This window comes from Domibacillus robiginosus (assembly GCF_000966195.1).
In the GTDB taxonomy this organism is placed as follows: Bacteria; Bacillota; Bacilli; order Bacillales; family Domibacillaceae; genus Domibacillus; species Domibacillus robiginosus.
The window spans coordinates 31,505-49,072 of record NZ_LAHL01000033.1 but is presented as its reverse complement, the minus strand read 5'-3'; the positions used below and the strand labels follow the sequence as shown (position 1 = coordinate 49,072).

Here is a 17,568-nt window from a genome sequence, read left to right as displayed (position 1 = left end):
TCACTCCCTGAGCAATCGGGGAGTTTTTTTGTGAGCAGCCGGCAGAGATATGAGCTGAGACATGACCGCCGCTCGAAGCATTACGCAGGTGGTCATTATCCATTCTTGTTGTAATCGGGCTGATTTATAAAGAGATTTTGCCACCTCATCATGACTGATGCCAGGTGGGAGAGTTTGTTTTTTTGACAAGGGCGATGCAGCAGGGAAAATGGTAAAATAAGAACAAACCGACGTATGAAATGCGGAGAAACTGTACCGTAAAAAATGAAATTGATTTAAAGGAGAGGTGACCGTATGACGGGCTTTTATCCGAAAAAAGGACGGGTCATTTTTCATGTTGATGCAAATTCGTTTTTTGCCAGTGTAGAAATGGCAGAAAATCCGACGTTAAAAAACAAGCCGGTCATCATTGCCGGAAATCCGCAGGAGCGAAGGGGAATTGTAGTAGCGGCCAACTATTTATGTAAAAACAGGGGTGTTTATACAACGATGGCCCTTCGTGAAGCAGTAAAGCTTGTGCCAGAAGCTGTGGTGATCAAGCCAAATCACGCGTTGTATAAAACGTATTCAAAGCAAATATTTGCCTATCTTGCCGGGGTGTCGCCACTGATTGAATATGCTTCTATCGATGAAGCGTACCTTGATATTACCGCTTGTGCACATCTGGGTTCTCCATTGGAAATTGCACAAAGAATTCAGCAGGAAGTGATGGAGCAATTTTCAATACCACTTTCGATCGGGATCGCCCCTAATAAATTTTTAGCGAAAATGGCGAGCGATATGCAAAAGCCGCTGGGCATTACAGTTTTAAGAAAGCGGGACGTTGAGCATGTGCTCTGGGGCAGACCGGTTTTAGAAGCGCACGGAATTGGAGAGAAAACAGCTGAAAAACTGCTGGAGCATGGCATTAAAACAATGGGTGACCTGGCAGGATCAGATGAGAAAAAAATCCGATCTATTATGGGCATACGCGGAGTACGGATGCGGGAGCGGGTCAATGGTATAGACGACAGGCCGGTCGATCCAAAAGCCAACAGCTCCTATAAAAGTATTGGGAACTCCACTACTTTTCCCAAAAACCTTACTGAGCCGGCAGTTATTCACGCCAGGCTTCGCCAGCTTGCCCGTTCAGTGAGTGAGAGAATGAAAGCAAAAGCAGCTGTTTCAAGAACGATTCAAGTAACCATTCGATACAGCGATTTTAAAACGGTTACCCGCAGTCAGACGCTTTCCTTTGATATTCAGGAAGAAGGCGAGCTTCTATCGGCGGCGGAAACTATTTTTTTTAAGCACTGGAATGGAGAACCGGTTCGGCTTCTGGGGATTACGGCACAAAATGCGGCCGGTAAACGAATGCAGGAAACCCAGCTGGACTTGTTTTCTTTCCAGGAAGAAGCAGATAAGCTTGAACCGCTCCTGACAACAGTAGAAGCATTAAAAAAAAAGTTTGGAGATGGAATTATAAAAAAAGGGTGGACGCAATGAAAAATAAACTCAATCATTCGTACGGCGAATCTGCAGCAGCTTTGATCGAGCATTTACAAAAGCGAAAAAATGTTCTCTGGATGAATCCAAATCGGCACGACCAGGTTTCCTTATTATTCTCGCTTCAGGATGTACAAAAAGCAGAAAAGCGGCTGGAACGATTTGCGCCTTATCTTGAAAAGGCTTTTCCTGAGCTGGAAGAAAAAAAGGGGATTATTGAATCGCCGGTTACACAGATTCCGCGCATGAAAGAGTGGCTTCAAGAAGCGTCCGGCTGTCAGATCAAAGGTGAGCTGTGGCTAAAGGAAGATCACAAGCTTCCTGTATCCGGCTCCATTAAAGCGCGCGGCGGGATCTATGAAATCGTAACATATGCCGAGAAGCTGGCGCTGGAAAATGGCTTGATTACAGAAGCGGAGAATTACCTTGCTTTTAGCGGAGAGGCTTTTAAAACTCTTTTTTCTTCCTATCGGATCATTGTAGGTTCAACGGGAAATCTCGGGCTGAGCATTGGCATCGTGGGTGCTGAAATGGGGTTTCGCGTAACCGTACATATGTCATCAGATGCAAAGGAATGGAAAAAACAGCTCCTTCGTGAAAAAGGCGCTCTTGTGATAGAGCATAAAGCAGATTATGAAAAAGCGGTTGCTGAGGGAAGAGAAGAAGCTGCAAAGGACGCGCGTGCTTATTTTGTAGATGATGAACATTCGCACGAGCTGTTTTTAGGCTACGCCACAGCAGGGCTTCGGTTGAAACGGCAATTTGATAAACAAGGAATAACGGTGGATGAAAAGCAGCCTCTTTACGTTTATTTGCCATGCGGCATAGGCGGCGGGCCAGGCGGCGTAGCATTTGGCCTTCAGCTCGCTTTCGGGTCACATGTGCATTGTTTTTTTGTCGAGCCGGCTGAAAGTGCCTGTATGCTGCTTGGTCTTGCTACCGGACTGCATGATAGAATCTCCGTTCAGGACATTGGCTTAACAAATCAAACTGAAGCAGACGGTCTTGCCGTCGGCCGCCCATCCGGTTTTGTTGGAAAACTGGTGGAGCCCTTTTTAGCAGGCAGCTGTACAGTGCATGATGACCAGTTGTTTGCGATGCTAAATGGTCTTAATGAAACAGAAAACATACAGCTTGAGCCTTCTGCGCTTGCCGGTATGATAGGGCCTGTACTGCTGTCCGGACAGAAAGAGCTCGGCAAAAAGCCTATTCATCTTGTATGGGCGACTGGCGGGAGCATGGTTCCAGACGAAATCATGCACAAGTACATTCAAAAAGGCAGGGACCTATCAGCTGATTGTTTAAAAAGAAATCCATGAAAGCCTTCTGCCATTTCTTTTTAGGAAATGGCTTTTTGTTTGCCATGTCCGTAAGAAAAATTGTTTGTGTCTCTTGATGCTCTCCGGTAAACTATGGAGGGTGAAAACGAAGAGGAGACGTGTATCGTGGAAAATATGATTGAAGTAAAAGACTTGCGAAAAGAATTTAAATCGCATTCAAGTCGATCTGGCTTAAAAGGGGCGTTTCGTGATTTATTTACGCGCCAATACAAAGTAGTTCCCGCTGTAAACGACATTTCCTTTACCGTGAAACAAGGAGAAATGGTGGGCTATATTGGAGAAAACGGGGCTGGAAAATCAACGAGCATTAAAATGCTCACAGGTATTTTAACGCCAACATCCGGTATCGTCCGTGTCAATGGTATGGATCCTCATAAAGAGCGTGAGCAGTTTGTTCGTTCTATCGGTGTTGTTTTCGGACAGCGTTCACAGTTATGGTGGGATATTGCCGTTCAGGAGTCATTCCGCCTGCTGAAAAAGGTGTATAATGTGCCGGATGCTGAGTACAAGAGGCATATGAATCATGTGATCGAGTCGCTTGATATCGCTCCACTTTTAGATAAACCGGTCCGTAAGCTGTCACTCGGCCAGCGGATGCGGTGTGAGCTGGCAGCCGCTCTTTTGCATAATCCGCCGCTTTTGTTTCTGGACGAGCCAACCATTGGGCTTGATGTACTCGTAAAGCTGAAAATTCGGGAATTTTTAAAAGAAATGAATGAAAAGTATAACACGACAGTGCTGCTGACTACACATGATTTAAGTGATATTGAAGCGCTTTGTGAACGCGTTGTTATGCTCGATGAGGGAAAAATCATTTATGATGGGCAGCTGGACAGCCTTCGCTCCAACTGGGGAGAAGGCAAGCAAATTGAATTTCAGTTTGCGGATACAGAAGTGGATAAAAGGGCGCTTCAGCCGCTCCTTGCTGAATTCGATGGAGTCTGGACGCAGGGCGACCGTGAAAATGTTTGGATTGCCAATGTCTTAAATGAGGAACAGGTAATATCTGAAGTGATTGGCCGTGTTGTTGCGGCACATAAAATTACTGATTTAAAGGTACATGAGATTTCAATTGAAGACATTATCCGCAACATTTATGAAGAAGGCGTTACAAATGGGTAAATACATTGAAATGATTCGAATTCGTTTTTTAATGATGCTTGCTTATCGGACCAACTATTACAGCGGCATTCTTATTTACAGTATTAACATTGGTGCTTATTATTTTCTTTGGAATGCTATTTACGGAGAAAAGAGTTCGATCGAAGGGATGAGTGCCCTTCAGATGACATCATATGTCGCGATTGCCTGGATGGCAAGGGCGTTTTATTTTAATAACATTGACCGGGAAATCGCCCAGGAAATCAAGGAAGGAAAAGTAGCAGTCGAGCTTATTCGTCCTTATAACTATCTGCTCATGAAAACGATGCAGGGACTTGGCGAGGGAATTTTTCGCCTTTCATTTTTCTCGGTGCCGGGCATGGTGATTGTGGCGCTCATTTTCCCGATTGCGTTTTCTGCCCATCCCGCAACCTGGCTCATGTTTGCTGTTTCGCTCGTATTCAGCTTTTTGATTAACATGCAGATCAACCTGCTGACCGGTATTTTAACGTTTTTCTTCTATAACAATACCGGCCTGATCCGGGCAAAACGTGTTGTCATTGACTTGTTTTCCGGCCTGCTTTTGCCGATCAGCTTTTTTCCCGGCTGGGCTCAGCAAATCATGAATTATCTGCCGTTTCAGGGGATCAGTTATGTGCCGAGCATGATTTTTACAGAAGGCTTTACGAAGCCGGAAATCGTCCATGCTGTTCTGCTTCAAGTTGTATGGGTGCTCATCTTACTTCTCCCCATTCAAATTATTTGGCTCATTGCCAGAAAACAGCTTGTGGTACAGGGGGGATAAGAAATGAAATATGTAGCGCTCTTTTTTCAATATGCAGCTCAATACATGAAAACGCGGCTTACCTATCGGACCGATATGATTGTAGAAATTGGTTCGGACTTGATGTCTCAGGCGGTCAATTTTGTTTTTATTTTGCTTGTTTTCGGGCACACAACCATGATCAGCGGCTGGAGCCGTGATGAAATCATTTTTATTTACGGCTTTTTCCTTGTGCCCTTTGCCATATTCGGTGCTTTCTTTAATATTTGGGACTTTAATGAACGATATATTGTAAAAGGAGAAATGGACCGGATTTTAACCCGTCCCATTCATAGTCTTTTTCAAATTGTGCTTGAACGGATGGAGCTAGAATCATTATTTGGTGTTTTGACAGGAACAGCTGTCATGATATATGCGGGGAGCCGGCTTGATTTAACGTTTGCCTGGTACGACCCTTTTATGATGGTACTGCTGGTGCTTGGCGGAACACTCGTATATGCTTCGATCTTTGTCCTAATCGCCAGTATCAGCTTTTGGTCGGACAGCCCGACCAGTATTATGCCGATGATGTACAATATCGGCAATTATGGGCGTTATCCTGTAAATATTTATAACAGCATAATCCGGTTTGTTTTAACATGGATTTTGCCATTTGCTTTTGTAGGTGTGTACCCGGCCGCTTATTTTCTGGGCCGGGAAGAATGGTATACGTATGCATTTTTAACGCCGGTCATCGGTCTTGTGTTTTTTCTCCTTTCTATTTTTATGTGGAATGTAGGTGTTACAAAGTACCGGGGAGCCGGCAATTAAAAAGAAACGCCAGCCTGATGGCTGGCGTTTCTTTTTTACAACTGTGTGATAGATTTAGCCACTTTGGCGGTAGTGCTGCGTGGCAGAAGCTTGGCTGCAAAAGCACCGGCTTTGTTTTTGCTGCCTGTAATGACCACGCGTTTCTTTTTTAAAAGCCCTTCAATACCTTCCTGGGCCACCTGGGCTGCGGACATAGGCTGGCTGAACATCTTGGTTTCCTCCACGCTTGCGACCGCACCGAAATTCGTTTTTGTCGGGCCGGGACAAAGGGCGGTAACCGTAATATTTGTATCACTTAATTCTTCTGCAAGAGCTTCCGAAAAAGAAAGCACAAAGGCCTTTGTAGCAAAATAAACAGCCATGAGCGGCCCGGGCTGAAACGCGGCTGTACTTGCCACATTTAAAATTCGGCCGGAATTTTGCTCGCGCATGCCTGGCAGAAAGCAGTGGGTAAGTTCAGTTAGTGTAATCATATTCAGATGCATCATACCCGTTTGCTTTTCCAGGCTCAGCTCTTCAAAAGGACCAAACAAGCCAAACCCGGCATTGTTAATGAGTACATCAATGTGAATGCCGGACTGGTGTACTTCATCCGCTGTTTCCTTTGCAGCTCCCGGCTGGCTCAGATCCTTGACGATCAATTTCATTTCTGTATGGGGATAAATATCGGAAAAGGCCTCCAGCTTTTCCCGGCTGCGGGCAACAAGAACAAGATTATACTCTGCTTCCGCAAATATTTTAGCAAACTCCAGGCCGAGGCCACTTGATGCACCTGTGATCAAAGCGGTTTTATTCACCTCATTCAACTCCTTTTATTCAATATATTAAGAATAAGAAAAGTAAAAAGATTTTGCAAAAATAAGCCAGCCTTCTGTTTCATTTTGCTAAATAAATCAGAATTTTGTACAATAAGTAATATTGTTATAGGAAAAAAGAATGAAGAAGAGAAAAGGGAATGCTGATGAAATTACTACATCTTCCTGACGGCCTACCTGGAGAAGAGCAAAAAAAGCTGCAGCACAAATTATTTGAAGAAAATATCCAACGGACAAAGCTGTTTGCCAAAATTGTGCTGCTTTTCGAAGCCATTTTAATAATGATGAAGGTTTCTACTGCCCTGTCTGGTAGTAGAAATGCTGTTTCATTTGATTTTTATTTGATCATGTATGTATTGCTGTCGATATTAAGCATCGCTCTTTTAGTCATGATTCGTTATTATGAAAAGGAAGATCGTCATGCACGGCGGCGGATGTACTGGTACCGAAAAGGACTTATGACTGTGGTCGTTCTTTTTCTTGCCTGGGGAGGCATTGTGACACTTCAGGACCAGCGCGAGTACGGTCATGTAATGGCATTTGCCGTTAACTTTATGTGTGTATCGATTTTGTTTCATGCAACGAACCGGGTGATGCTGAAGCTTTACAGCCTGCCTGTTTTGATCGTATACGGCGGATTGCCTTTTTTTCAATCATCTGCCGACGTTTTAGTCGGACATTATATAAACTTGACCGTCTTTTTATTTTTTTGCTGGCTGACATCACGAATGCTGTATGCAAATTATTATAAGGACTTTTATCAAAATTGGCTGTTAAACAAGGTAAATCAAGATTTAGAAGAACAAATTCAAAAAAATATTGAGATTAATACACAGCTTGAGCAAACAAACGAACAGCTGCAGATGCTCATGCTGACAGATGAATTAACAGGTATAAGAAATCGGCGGGGATTCAGGAGTATGCTGGCTGCGGAACAAAACTGTTCAGACCTGGAGCGCCCGGTGGCATTTATGATGATCGATATCGACTGCTTCAAGCAATACAATGATTTTTATGGACATATGAGAGGAGACAGCGTCATACGAGCGGTGGCTCAAACGATCGATCAGCATGTTTCTCCGTATACCGGTTTTGCGGCGCGGTATGGCGGCGAAGAATTTGTTGTAGCTTTGTTTGACCAAACGGAAGAATCAGTAAAAGAGCTGGGCGAAACCATTTGTTGTAAAATTGGCGAACTGAAGATTGAACATGAAGCATCAACAGCTGTTAATTGGGTCACGATCAGTGTAGGCATTCAAACAGGATCCTTTAAAAATAATGTAGATACATTGATGGCTCTGGCAGATGATGCTTTATACGAAGCCAAAACAAACGGGCGAAACCAAGTCGCCATTCATCAAAAAAAGGTTGACATTCTGTCAGGAAACAGATAATATTAATTTTGCGATGAGCTCGTTTGCGTAAGACGATCAAGCATTCCTGTAAAGGAGCATGTTGTGGAGCATGGCTTGAACGCCGCAAATTTTCGAGAAACACCCTGTTTTCGAACAGGGTGTTTTTATATACCAAAAAATCCCCTAAAAAATTTTTAGGGGATTTTTTCATGCCGCGCTTTTTTGATACATAGGATAGACAAGCTTAATGAACTTGGCGATATACACCAATGACTTTACCTAAAACCGTCACGTTTGGCAGCAAAATAGGTTCCATCGAAGAATTTTCAGGCTGCAGGCGAATATGATCTGCTTCTTTATAAAAACGTTTAACGGTCGCTTCATCATCTTCGGTCATAGCCACAACAATGTCACCATTTTTAGCCGTTTGCTGCTGTCTGACGACTACGTAGTCGCCGTTTAAAATGCCGGCTTCACGCATGCTTTCTCCAACGATTTCCAGCATAAACACATGCTCGTCTGGCGGAGCCAGCCGTTCAGGAAGAGGGAAGTACTCCTCTACATTTTCAATAGCCGTAATCGGAACACCAGCTGTTACTTTTCCAACCACTGGAACGTTAACAGGGTGCTGCTTTGGCACCGAGCTGTCGGTATCTAAAATTTCAATAGCACGTGGTTTTGTCGGGTCCCGGCGAATATAGTTTTTTGCCTCCAGCCGGGCAAGATGACCGTGGACTGTTGAGCTTGATGCCAGCCCGACTGCTTCTCCAATTTCACGAACAGAAGGCGGATATCCTTTTTGACGCACCTCATCTTTGATGAAATCCAAAATATCCTGCTGGCGTTTTGATAACTTAGTCAATGTTTGCACCTCACTTAGGAAATATTTACGTACAGTATAACATGTGTTCTGAATTTTAACAAACGTAAGTTCGAATTATCACTTGACTGAAACAATCGTTCGCCTTACAATGAATTATATCACGAACGAGTATTCGAGGAAAGGGTGTTCTGAGTGGAAAAAGCAAAAAACTATTCATTCATGTTATTATTAGCGGTGATGATGGCATCAGCGGCATTATATTTTAGCTTTTCAGGGTCTGGTGAAACCGCTTATCAGGCAATAAAAGTGGCAAAAGGTGACTCACTTTGGAGTCTGGCAGAGGATTATGAGGACTTACATAAGATGGACCAAATCGAGTTTATAAAATGGGTGCAGGATGAAAATAATCTGATTACAACAAAAATAGTGCCAGGGGAAGAATTAACGATTCCAGTACCCCTTTCTGAAGATGAAAGCAAACTTCAACTGGCAGACGGGAAATGATAAAGATGAAAAAAGCGGTTATTTACTGCCGGGTCAGTACAGAAAAAGAAGCGCAGGAATCATCGCTTGAACGCCAGGAAGAAGAGCTTCTGGCGCTCGCGCATGTAAAAGGATTTGAGCCGGTTCGCGTCATTCGGGACCAGGCGAGCGGATATGAGTTGAACCGGCCAGGGGTGCTCGATTTGCTTGATCTTGTAAAGCAGGAACAAATAGACGCTGTACTTATTCAGGATGAAACACGAATTGGACGGGGCAATGCTAAAATCGCACTTATTCATTGTTTATGGAAAGAAGGCATATCTGTCCTCAGTATTGCTGATGATGGAGAAATGCAGCTGTCCGAATCCGATTCGATGGTGCTGCAAATCGTCAGCATGGTTGAAGAATACCAGCGCAAAATTCATAATTTAAAAATAAAACGCGGCATGAAAAGAGCGGTAGAAAAAGGATACCGCCCGGAGAAAAATTTAAAAAACAGAGGCAATGAAACCGGCCGGATTCGTAAAGAGGTGCCCATTACTGAAATTGTGCGCCTTCGTGAAAATGGTCTTACATATGAAGAAATAGCAGCAACACTCCGTGGATTTGGCTACAATATTTCCAGAGCAACCGTTCATCGCCGTTATATCGAGCATGAAGAGGGCAGGACAATTGATCAATAAGCTTTTTTCTTGTCATCACCCGTGCATTTCTGTACGATAACGGTATCTGAAGTATCAAAAAGGAGCGGGGATAAAGATGTTATCATCTGAAAAGATTGCACGTATAAATGAGTTGGCACAAAAAGCTAAAAAAACGGCGTTGACAGACGAAGAATTGCAGGAACAAACAGCGCTTCGCCAGGAATACTTGAGCGTATTTCGCACATCAATGCGGGATACTGTTGAGCATGTGCGGGTGTTTGACCCAAATGGCAATGAAGTAACACCCAAAAAAGTGCGTGACATTCAAAAACGCAGAAAAATGAATTAATAATGTAGAAAGAGACAGCTTTGGCTGTCTCTTTTTTCACATTGTTCTGTATTTTTGTTGTATATTGTGCCAAAGACATTTAATATAAAAAGGGTAAAATCCCTTTTGAAAGGATGAATCTAATGTTTGATAAAACAGACCAGCTTGCGGTTACAACGATCCGTACGCTGTCAATCGATGCAATTGAAAAAGCGAATTCCGGCCATCCGGGTTTGCCGATGGGTGCAGCGCCAATGGCGTATGCGCTTTGGACAAAAGTAATGAATCACAATCCGAAAAATCCACAATGGTTTAACCGGGACCGATTCGTACTTTCAGCAGGTCACGGTTCCATGCTGTTATATAGCTTGCTTCACCTTGCCGGCTACGACCTTTCACTTGATGAAATTAAAAATTTCCGTCAATGGGGAAGTAAAACACCAGGCCATCCAGAATACAAGCATACTGACGGCGTAGAAGCAACAACAGGTCCGCTTGGTCAGGGTATTGCAATGGCAGTAGGGATGGCAATGGCTGAACGTCACCTTGCCGCTGTATACAATAAAGATGGACATGAAGTGATTGGCCACCATACATACGCTTTGTGCGGTGACGGCGATTTAATGGAAGGGGTAGCTTCAGAAGCTGCATCACTTGCAGCACACTTGAAACTAAACCGTCTTGTTGTTCTTTACGATTCAAACGATATTTCACTTGATGGTGAATTGGACAAATCGTTCACAGAAAGTGTGGAACAACGCTTTAAAGGTTATGGCTGGAACTATCTGCGTGTAGAAGACGGCAACGACATGGATGCTGTTTTGAATGCACTCGAATCAGCAAAACAAAATGATAATGCGCCAACCATTATTGAAGTTAAAACTATTATCGGCTATGGTTCACCGAATAAATCTGGTAAATCTGCTTCTCACGGCGCCCCGCTTGGCGAAGATGAAATGAAGCTGACAAAAGAATACTACAAATGGACTTTTGACCAGGACTTCCATGTACCGGATGAAGTATACAGCCGTTTTGAAGAAGCTGCTGTAAATCGCGGTGCTAAAGCACAGGCGGAGTGGGACAATTTATTTGCCTCATACAAAGAAACTCATCCCGAGCTTGCTGAACAGCTTCAAAAGGCAATCAATGGTGAACTGCCGGATGGCTGGGAAGCATCTCTTCCAGTTTACGAAGAAGGCACATCTAACGCGACACGTAATACATCCGGTGAAGCGTTAAATGCCATTGCAAAGGCCGTTCCAACTTTTATCGGCGGTTCAGCGGATTTAGCTGGTTCGAACAAAACGATGATCAAAGATACGACAGACTTTATGCCAAACAGCTATGAGGGCCGTAACATCTGGTTTGGTGTCCGTGAATTTGCAATGGGTGCTGCCATGAACGGTATGGCACTGCATGGTGGTCTTCAAGTATTTGGCGGAACATTCTTTGTGTTCTCTGACTACCTGCGTCCGGCTATTCGTCTTGCGGCTTTGATGGGCCTTCCGGTCACATATGTCTTTACGCATGACAGCATTGCTGTTGGTGAAGATGGCCCAACGCATGAGCCGGTTGAACAGCTTTCTTCATTCCGTGGCATGCCAAACCTGTCTGTGATTCGTCCGGCGGATGGCAATGAAACAGCAGCGGCATGGAAACTGGCGCTTCAAAGCAAATCAACACCAACAGCTCTTGTGTTGACTCGCCAAAATCTTCCGGTTCTTCCGGGCTCAAAAGAGCAGGCGCATGAAGGGGTCCAAAAAGGCGCTTATACAGTTGTGAAAGCGGAAAAAACACCGGATGTTCTTCTTCTGGCAACAGGCTCTGAAGTAGGACTTGCAGTAGAAGCACAAAAAGTGCTTCAAGGTGAAGGTATTCATGCGAATGTTGTCAGCATGCCGTCATTTGACCGTTTCGAGCAGCAGGACGCAGCATACAAGGAATCCGTTATTCCAAAATCAGCGAAAAAACGTCTTGGCATTGAAGTTGGTTCTTCATTTGGCTGGCACAAATATACAGGTGATGAAGGTGACGTTTTGGCGATCGACCAATTTGGTGCTTCAGGCCCTGGAGACATTGTAATGAAAGAATACGGCTTTACGGTAGAAAACGTTGTAGCTCGTGTAAAAGCTCTTTTGGAAAAATAAATAAAAAGCCCGTCCGGAACCTCGGTTCCGGACTTTTTTTGTCACGGTTCTGCAAAAATTTACAGCCTCTAGTTGTATAATGAGCGCTGGTTTAGTACACTTTGAATAGATAACTTGAAGGAGGAACACGTTTATGTTTGGGTATGTGCTTACGGCTGTCCTGGCGCTTGCTGCCGGTGTAGCCCTCGGATTTTTCATCGCACGCCGTTACATGATGGATTACTTAAAGAAAAATCCACCGATTAACGAACAAATGCTGCGTATGATGATGATGCAAATGGGAATGAAACCATCACAAAAGAAAATCAACCAAATGATGGCACAAATGAACAAGATGGAGAAGAAGTAAAACGCTTCTTTATCAAGGGTTCGGACGGTTTTCAACCTGTCTTCAGCCATTGTTCATTTGGATGTTTTTGTTGAAAAGGTTAATCCTTCTTTGCAAAAACGAGCAAAACTCGGTTGATTTTTCATAAAAACTAAGATAACCGCCTTTTTCTGGTGAAAGATACACCAAAAGAGGCGGTTTTTTGTGTTCTTAGAAGATGCGATTAGAGAGTATGACTTTCATTGTATCGCCAAAGGCTATACGAAAAAAACAATGATAAACAAACGTCAGGAGTACAAGCAGCTGAAGGCATTTCTGGAGAAAAAGCGAGGGATACAACAACTGAACAGCATCCACACAGACGATTTGAGGGCATACATTCGTTTTAAGCAACAAGCCGGCTTACAACCGCAAAGTGTGGAAACGATGGCTAAGATGATTACAGCTTTTTTTAACTGGTGCATTAGTGAAGAGTATCTGAGTGAAAACCCTATGCGGAAAGTGGAGATACCAAAAGTACCAAAAAAGATGCTGGAAGGATTCACGGCAGAAGAGGTTTTCAGCATGATCCAGGCGTTCGATTATTCCTCTTATCAAGAAGCGAGAAATAAGGCTATTATTGCTATGCTGGCAGACTGCGGGCTTAGGGCAATTGAGATCAGAACGCTCCCTTTTAAAAATGTAGGCGAATCATCAATTTTGATTCATGGAAAGGGGAATAAAGACCGAACCGCTTTTATCAGTCCTGCTTTAAAAAAGATTTTAATCAAATACGAGCGAATGAGAAAGGATTATATAAAGAACAAGATACTCAAAGAAGACACCTATTTCCTGTCTTATCAATTACAAGGAATGGCTCACAGTTCACTCGATAAAGTTGTTAAGCTGGCTGGAAAGCGTGTAGGAATCGAAGGCAAAAGAGTTTCGCCTCATACGTATCGACATTATTTTGCCTTAAATACCTTGTTAAATGGCTGTGATATTTACTCTCTATCACGCTTACTAGGACATTCTTCACTCACGGTTACCCAAACATATCTTCAATCACTAACAGACGATAAATTAGGTGAACAGGCAAATGTGAGCAGCCCATTAATGAATATAGGAAGAACAAAGAGATAAGAGAAAATTACCGGCTGGCACATTGAATGGAAGGTGGACCTAAAAAGAAATTATAATGAAATAGCGGAATGCCGCATGATGAATTATGTTTTGTCTTCAGAGATAAATAATGACCGTTAATAGAAATCAGGAAACTACCTGGTAATATGACCATTTGTGATCACGGTAATCTGCGTAGAAAAGAGGTGTCTTAATTAAGCATCTCTTTTTTGTTTTATCAATTTGGATGCAAAAGCGACTGGTTTCTAAAATTTTTAAGAAACCAAAGTTCTTCTTAGTTTATTTGATATAATTGAAACCTAGGAAATTACATAAGAGGAGATCAAGACCAATGAAAAAGCCATTTAATGTTTTAGCGACAACACTTATTGCAGGAACAGTATTTGCATCGTCTATTTCACCAGTATTTGCAGAGGATGATGGTATTGCTGTCATTTCAGAGGAAAATATGCCGCAGCCATCACAACCAACAGAAACAAATGACTTGCGAGGAGTTACACAGTTTAAGGATGTGCCTGCTAAAACAGAACTGGCTTATGCTGTACAGTATCTTAATGATAGTGGAATCGCTAAAGGTTACGGTGAGACATTTGGAGTAAACGATCCAATTAAGCGTGTAGATTTTGCTGTAATGCTTGGGATGTATATGCCACTTTATACAAGCGATTCTCCGAAATCTGGTTTCAGAGATCTCCCGGTTCGTGCAGAATACATAGTATCGGCACTTAAATACATTGGGGTTACTAATGGCAAGACTGCTACGCTGTTTGGAGCTGAAGATAGTATCACTCGTGGGGAGGCGGCTATCATGTTATATAATGCCTTCAAGGATTATTTTGATCCGGCTGAGGATATTCCAGCCCCATTCACAGATCTATCGTCTCGTTATGAAGAGGCTGTTCGTGTATTAAATAAAGCAGGAATTATCAAAGGTATCAATAACACTAAGTTTGGTACAAACAACAGCATTACTCGTGGTCAAGTCGCCATGTTAATTCATAGAATCTATAAGCATGAGCAACGATTGAGAGCGGAAGCAAAGTCTGGATTTGTTGCGTTTGGAGACAGTAATACATCTGGCTCTTACTATGGCTTGCAGTACCCAGAATATCTTGATGAGCAGTGGGCAGATCAAGTAGCGGCTGTATATGGAGCTGGATTAAAAGAGGACGAATATAACGCAGGATTTAGCGGAAACACTACGAAGCAAGGGTTGGATCGCTTTAAGGCAGAAGTTCTTGATGTAAAACCCCATTCAGTCACAATCATGTTTGGGATGAATGATGCTTTGCTGAAGCCTAATGGTGAGCCTCAGGTAAGCAAAGAGGACTTTAGAAAGAACCTTACTTATATGATTAACCAGCTTAGAGAAAGAGATATTGAAGTAGTTTTAATGACTAATCCAGCAGTTATAGAAAAGACTTACTATGCTTCGGAGTTGAGCAAAGGAAGAGATGTTGCTTCTTCATATACGAAGCTGGGCGGCTTACGTGCCTGGATTAACAGCTATAACGATATTATCCGTAAATTAGCCAAGGAAAGATCTCTTCCACTTGTTGATACTTATAATGTCTTATTTAAAAGAGCTGGAGGCGGAACTGATCCAGTGCTAATTAAGAGTGGATTCCTTGATGATCTAACAGGTATCCACATGACTCCAAAAGCAAATGACATCATTGCAAAAGAGGTTAGAAAGATCTTAGCAGAAAGGGACGTTATATTATCAGAACGAGATGGCGTGTCTATAAAGGCGGAAAAGACATCTTATAAACTTAATGAGATTAAAGATGTCAAACTAACTATCGAGAATAAGAGTAATGTATCGTACAACTACGCTCCTGTATTTACAATTCAAAAGAAAGTAGAAACTGATTGGGTTACACTTGACCAAGATCCAGAAATCGCCCCTCCTGCCGTTATGAATAGCCTTGACGCAAATAAAACAGTAACAGAGTATGCACATTTCTCGACATTGAATCTGCCTGTTACAACAGGATCGTATCGCATCGTTCACACATTTGGGAATGAGAATGGCAAGAGCGTTAAACTTGCAGTACGTATCGATGTTACCGAATAATAGAGCAGCTTTATGCTGTTTTTTTGATTAAATTCAACTGTGGATAGGATTTCACCTCGACGCATTGAAGTGTTAGTGGAACAAGTGTCATATTGTGGAGCAGCGTTTGTTTCGGTCTCACACGGTGAAACAATCAATATTCACAAGAAGCAGGAAAGAGGTTGTAATATAATCACAGTAATCTACGGGAAAGAAGAGGGATCTTTCAAGAAGATTCCTCTTTTTTTGTATGCTCTTAGCATTATATTCACCTACGATCACAACACTCAATCATACTCTACCGCTTACTAGTCGACTTTTTTATAATGTGCTACGATCATTTTGCATTTTTAAATTGATTTTTCATGTGAACTAAGATAGTCACCTTTTTCTGTTGAAAACAAACAGGAGGAGGTGGCTTTTTGTGTTTTTAGAGGATGATTTAAAGAAGTACGACTTTCACTGTGTCGCTAAAGGATACACGAGTGAAACCACGATAAATAAGCGTCAGGAGTATAAACAACTGCTTTTATATCTTAAAACGAAACGTAGTGTTCAAAAGCTGAAAATATCCATACAGACGACTTGCGAGCATATATACGATATAAGCAACAGGGAGGTCTACAGCTACAGTCAGTTGAGTCAATGACGAAGGTGAGTATTCCCTTTTCAATTGGTTTATTGAAGAAAATTACCTAAAGACAAATAGAATGAAGAAAGTCGAATTACCTAAAGTACCGAAAAAGGTATATGAGGAGTTCAATGAGGAATAAATGTATAAATTTAGGTAAACTAGAAGGTGTTTCCTTGCGCGCGTCGAAAGTAAATAGACAGAAAAGGGGGCTTTAGTTTGAAAAAAATCGCATCAAGTTTCTTAGCTTTCATTTTAGTTTTATCAGTTCTGTCATTTGGTAATCAAGCAGAAGCAGCGGTGGTAAACAAACATTTCACTGTTAACGTCACAAAGCTGGATGTCCGTGAAAAGCCAAGTCCCAGGGCGAAGACAGTAGGTTCACTGAAAAAGGGAGCAGGTGTCTTTGTTTACAATACTGAACCGGGTGGCTGGTCGAAAATTAAATACAATGGTAAAGCCGGTTATGTAGCAACAAGCGGCTTAAGTGGACAAGGAAGTAGCGCTAAACCAGCTCCAACTAAAACGACTCCTGTGTTAATGAAAGACATTACATTTGGAATGACATATCAGCAAGTAAAAAATAGAGAAACGAGAGGGTTGTATTATGACTATTATGATCCGTTAATAACTTCTTATCTGACATACGATCCCAAAAAGTCCAAGTATAATATGACTTCTCATCTTGTTTATAAGTTTGATTACAAGAGTTTAGTGAATGTTTGGTATGATTTCAATCCAAAGAGAAATTATCACACCATCAGTCAATTACGCAGCTACTATATGAAGCTGCAAGCACAAGGAATAAAAGAATTCGGTGGAAATTATTATTATAATCACACGCAGAATGACGATTATGTGGACTTTTCAAGTAGATGGAGCTTAGATGGATACGATGTAACACTTGGTGTAACCAATAAACTTGGTTATAGTACAATCACCTTATACTATGATCCAGTAGGCTATCAATCATCTTCATCGCAAAATGATGAAGAGAAGTTTAAGCATTTAATTGAAGAAATTGAGAAATACAACAAACAATTAGATCGTCATTAAAATTCAAGGGGCCGTCCATCAGGGCGGTTTTTTTGTGCTGTGATGATATGTTTAATAAATATGATTTCCATTGCGCCGAAAAGGAATATTTAACCAGGACAATAGGAACAAAAGGCAGGAATATAAACAGGTGCTTTTATTTCTAAAAACTAAACGTGGTGTAGAGCGACTGGTAGGGGTACGCGTTTCTTTTTGTAGTATGTGAAAAATTCAAAAATATAAAAAATTACAAATCATCTAAAACAGAAACAGGTAAGAAC

Annotated in this window: 16 protein-coding genes; 14 read left to right on the top strand and 2 right to left on the bottom strand. The window is 42.2% G+C overall.

The genetic code is table 11. The features are described 5' to 3' along the window. Positions 1–294 precede the first annotated feature (294 nt). The 5 genes from VP97_RS15395 to VP97_RS15375 all read left to right on the top strand — a co-directional run bounded on the left by VP97_RS15395 (position 295) and on the right by VP97_RS15375 (position 5,520). Complete coding sequence (locus VP97_RS15395) at positions 295–1,485, top strand: DNA polymerase IV (RefSeq protein WP_050182797.1); 1,191 nt, start codon at positions 295–297, stop codon at positions 1,483–1,485. Next, a complete protein-coding gene (locus VP97_RS15390) occupies positions 1,482–2,804 on the top strand; it encodes a D-serine ammonia-lyase (RefSeq protein ID WP_050182796.1) in 1,323 nt (440 codons plus the stop codon). The genes VP97_RS15395 and VP97_RS15390 overlap by 4 nt, the downstream gene beginning before the upstream one ends. 126 nt (positions 2,805–2,930) lie before the next feature. After that, a complete protein-coding gene (locus VP97_RS15385) occupies positions 2,931–3,947 on the top strand; it encodes an ABC transporter ATP-binding protein (protein WP_050182795.1) in 1,017 nt (338 codons plus the stop codon). Beyond that, positions 3,940–4,731, top strand: a complete 792-nt coding sequence (locus VP97_RS15380) for an ABC transporter permease (RefSeq protein WP_050182794.1) — start codon at positions 3,940–3,942, stop codon at positions 4,729–4,731. The genes VP97_RS15385 and VP97_RS15380 overlap by 8 nt, the downstream gene beginning before the upstream one ends. Before the next feature lie 3 nt (positions 4,732–4,734). Continuing rightward, positions 4,735–5,520, top strand: a complete 786-nt coding sequence (locus tag VP97_RS15375; RefSeq protein ID WP_050182793.1) for an ABC transporter permease — start codon at positions 4,735–4,737, stop codon at positions 5,518–5,520. Between the two features lie 35 nt (positions 5,521–5,555). Here VP97_RS15375 and VP97_RS15370 read toward each other — a convergent pair whose 3' ends face one another. Then, positions 5,556–6,317, bottom strand: coding sequence for an SDR family NAD(P)-dependent oxidoreductase (locus VP97_RS15370; protein WP_050182792.1), 762 nt, complete (start codon positions 6,315–6,317; stop codon positions 5,556–5,558). Between the two features lie 158 nt (positions 6,318–6,475). Between VP97_RS15370 and VP97_RS15365 the strand changes: the two genes are divergently transcribed. Continuing rightward, the gene (locus VP97_RS15365) at positions 6,476–7,729 is read left to right on the top strand and encodes a GGDEF domain-containing protein (RefSeq protein ID WP_050182791.1); all 1,254 of its coding nucleotides are present in this window, start codon (positions 6,476–6,478) and stop codon (positions 7,727–7,729) included. 205 nt (positions 7,730–7,934) lie between these two features. On the opposite strand, the gene lexA is transcribed toward VP97_RS15365, so the two are convergent. After that, complete coding sequence (gene lexA / locus VP97_RS15360; protein WP_050182790.1) at positions 7,935–8,552, bottom strand: transcriptional repressor LexA; 618 nt, start codon at positions 8,550–8,552, stop codon at positions 7,935–7,937. Between the two features lie 153 nt (positions 8,553–8,705). On the opposite strand from lexA, the gene yneA reads away from it, so the two are divergent. The 8 genes from yneA to VP97_RS15315 all read left to right on the top strand — a co-directional run bounded on the left by yneA (position 8,706) and on the right by VP97_RS15315 (position 17,308). Beyond that, positions 8,706–9,017, top strand: coding sequence for a cell division suppressor protein YneA (gene yneA, locus VP97_RS15355; protein ID WP_050182789.1), 312 nt, complete (start codon positions 8,706–8,708; stop codon positions 9,015–9,017). A 5-nt stretch (positions 9,018–9,022) separates the two neighbouring features. Then, positions 9,023–9,679: a YneB family resolvase-like protein gene (locus tag VP97_RS15350; protein ID WP_050182833.1), complete on the top strand. Its 657-nt coding sequence runs from the start codon at positions 9,023–9,025 to the stop codon at positions 9,677–9,679. A gap of 76 nt (positions 9,680–9,755) precedes the next feature. Further along, positions 9,756–9,989, top strand: coding sequence for a DUF896 domain-containing protein (locus tag VP97_RS15345; RefSeq protein WP_050182788.1), 234 nt, complete (start codon positions 9,756–9,758; stop codon positions 9,987–9,989). Between the two features lie 122 nt (positions 9,990–10,111). Continuing rightward, the gene (tkt, locus tag VP97_RS15340) at positions 10,112–12,115 is read left to right on the top strand and encodes a transketolase (protein WP_050182787.1); all 2,004 of its coding nucleotides are present in this window, start codon (positions 10,112–10,114) and stop codon (positions 12,113–12,115) included. 133 nt (positions 12,116–12,248) lie between these two features. After that, positions 12,249–12,464 (top strand): YneF family protein, encoded by a 216-nt coding sequence (locus VP97_RS15335; RefSeq protein ID WP_050182786.1) that lies wholly within the window; start codon positions 12,249–12,251, stop codon positions 12,462–12,464. A 183-nt stretch (positions 12,465–12,647) separates the two neighbouring features. Continuing rightward, entirely contained in the window at positions 12,648–13,565 is a 918-nt protein-coding gene (locus tag VP97_RS15330) for a tyrosine-type recombinase/integrase (RefSeq protein WP_050182785.1), read from the top strand. 331 nt (positions 13,566–13,896) lie between these two features. Beyond that, entirely contained in the window at positions 13,897–15,642 is a 1,746-nt protein-coding gene (locus VP97_RS15325) for a GDSL-type esterase/lipase family protein (protein ID WP_050182784.1), read from the top strand. Between the two features lie 829 nt (positions 15,643–16,471). Further along, positions 16,472–17,308, top strand: a complete 837-nt coding sequence (locus tag VP97_RS15315) for an SH3 domain-containing protein (protein ID WP_050182782.1) — start codon at positions 16,472–16,474, stop codon at positions 17,306–17,308. The last annotated feature ends 260 nt before the right edge of the window (positions 17,309–17,568 follow it).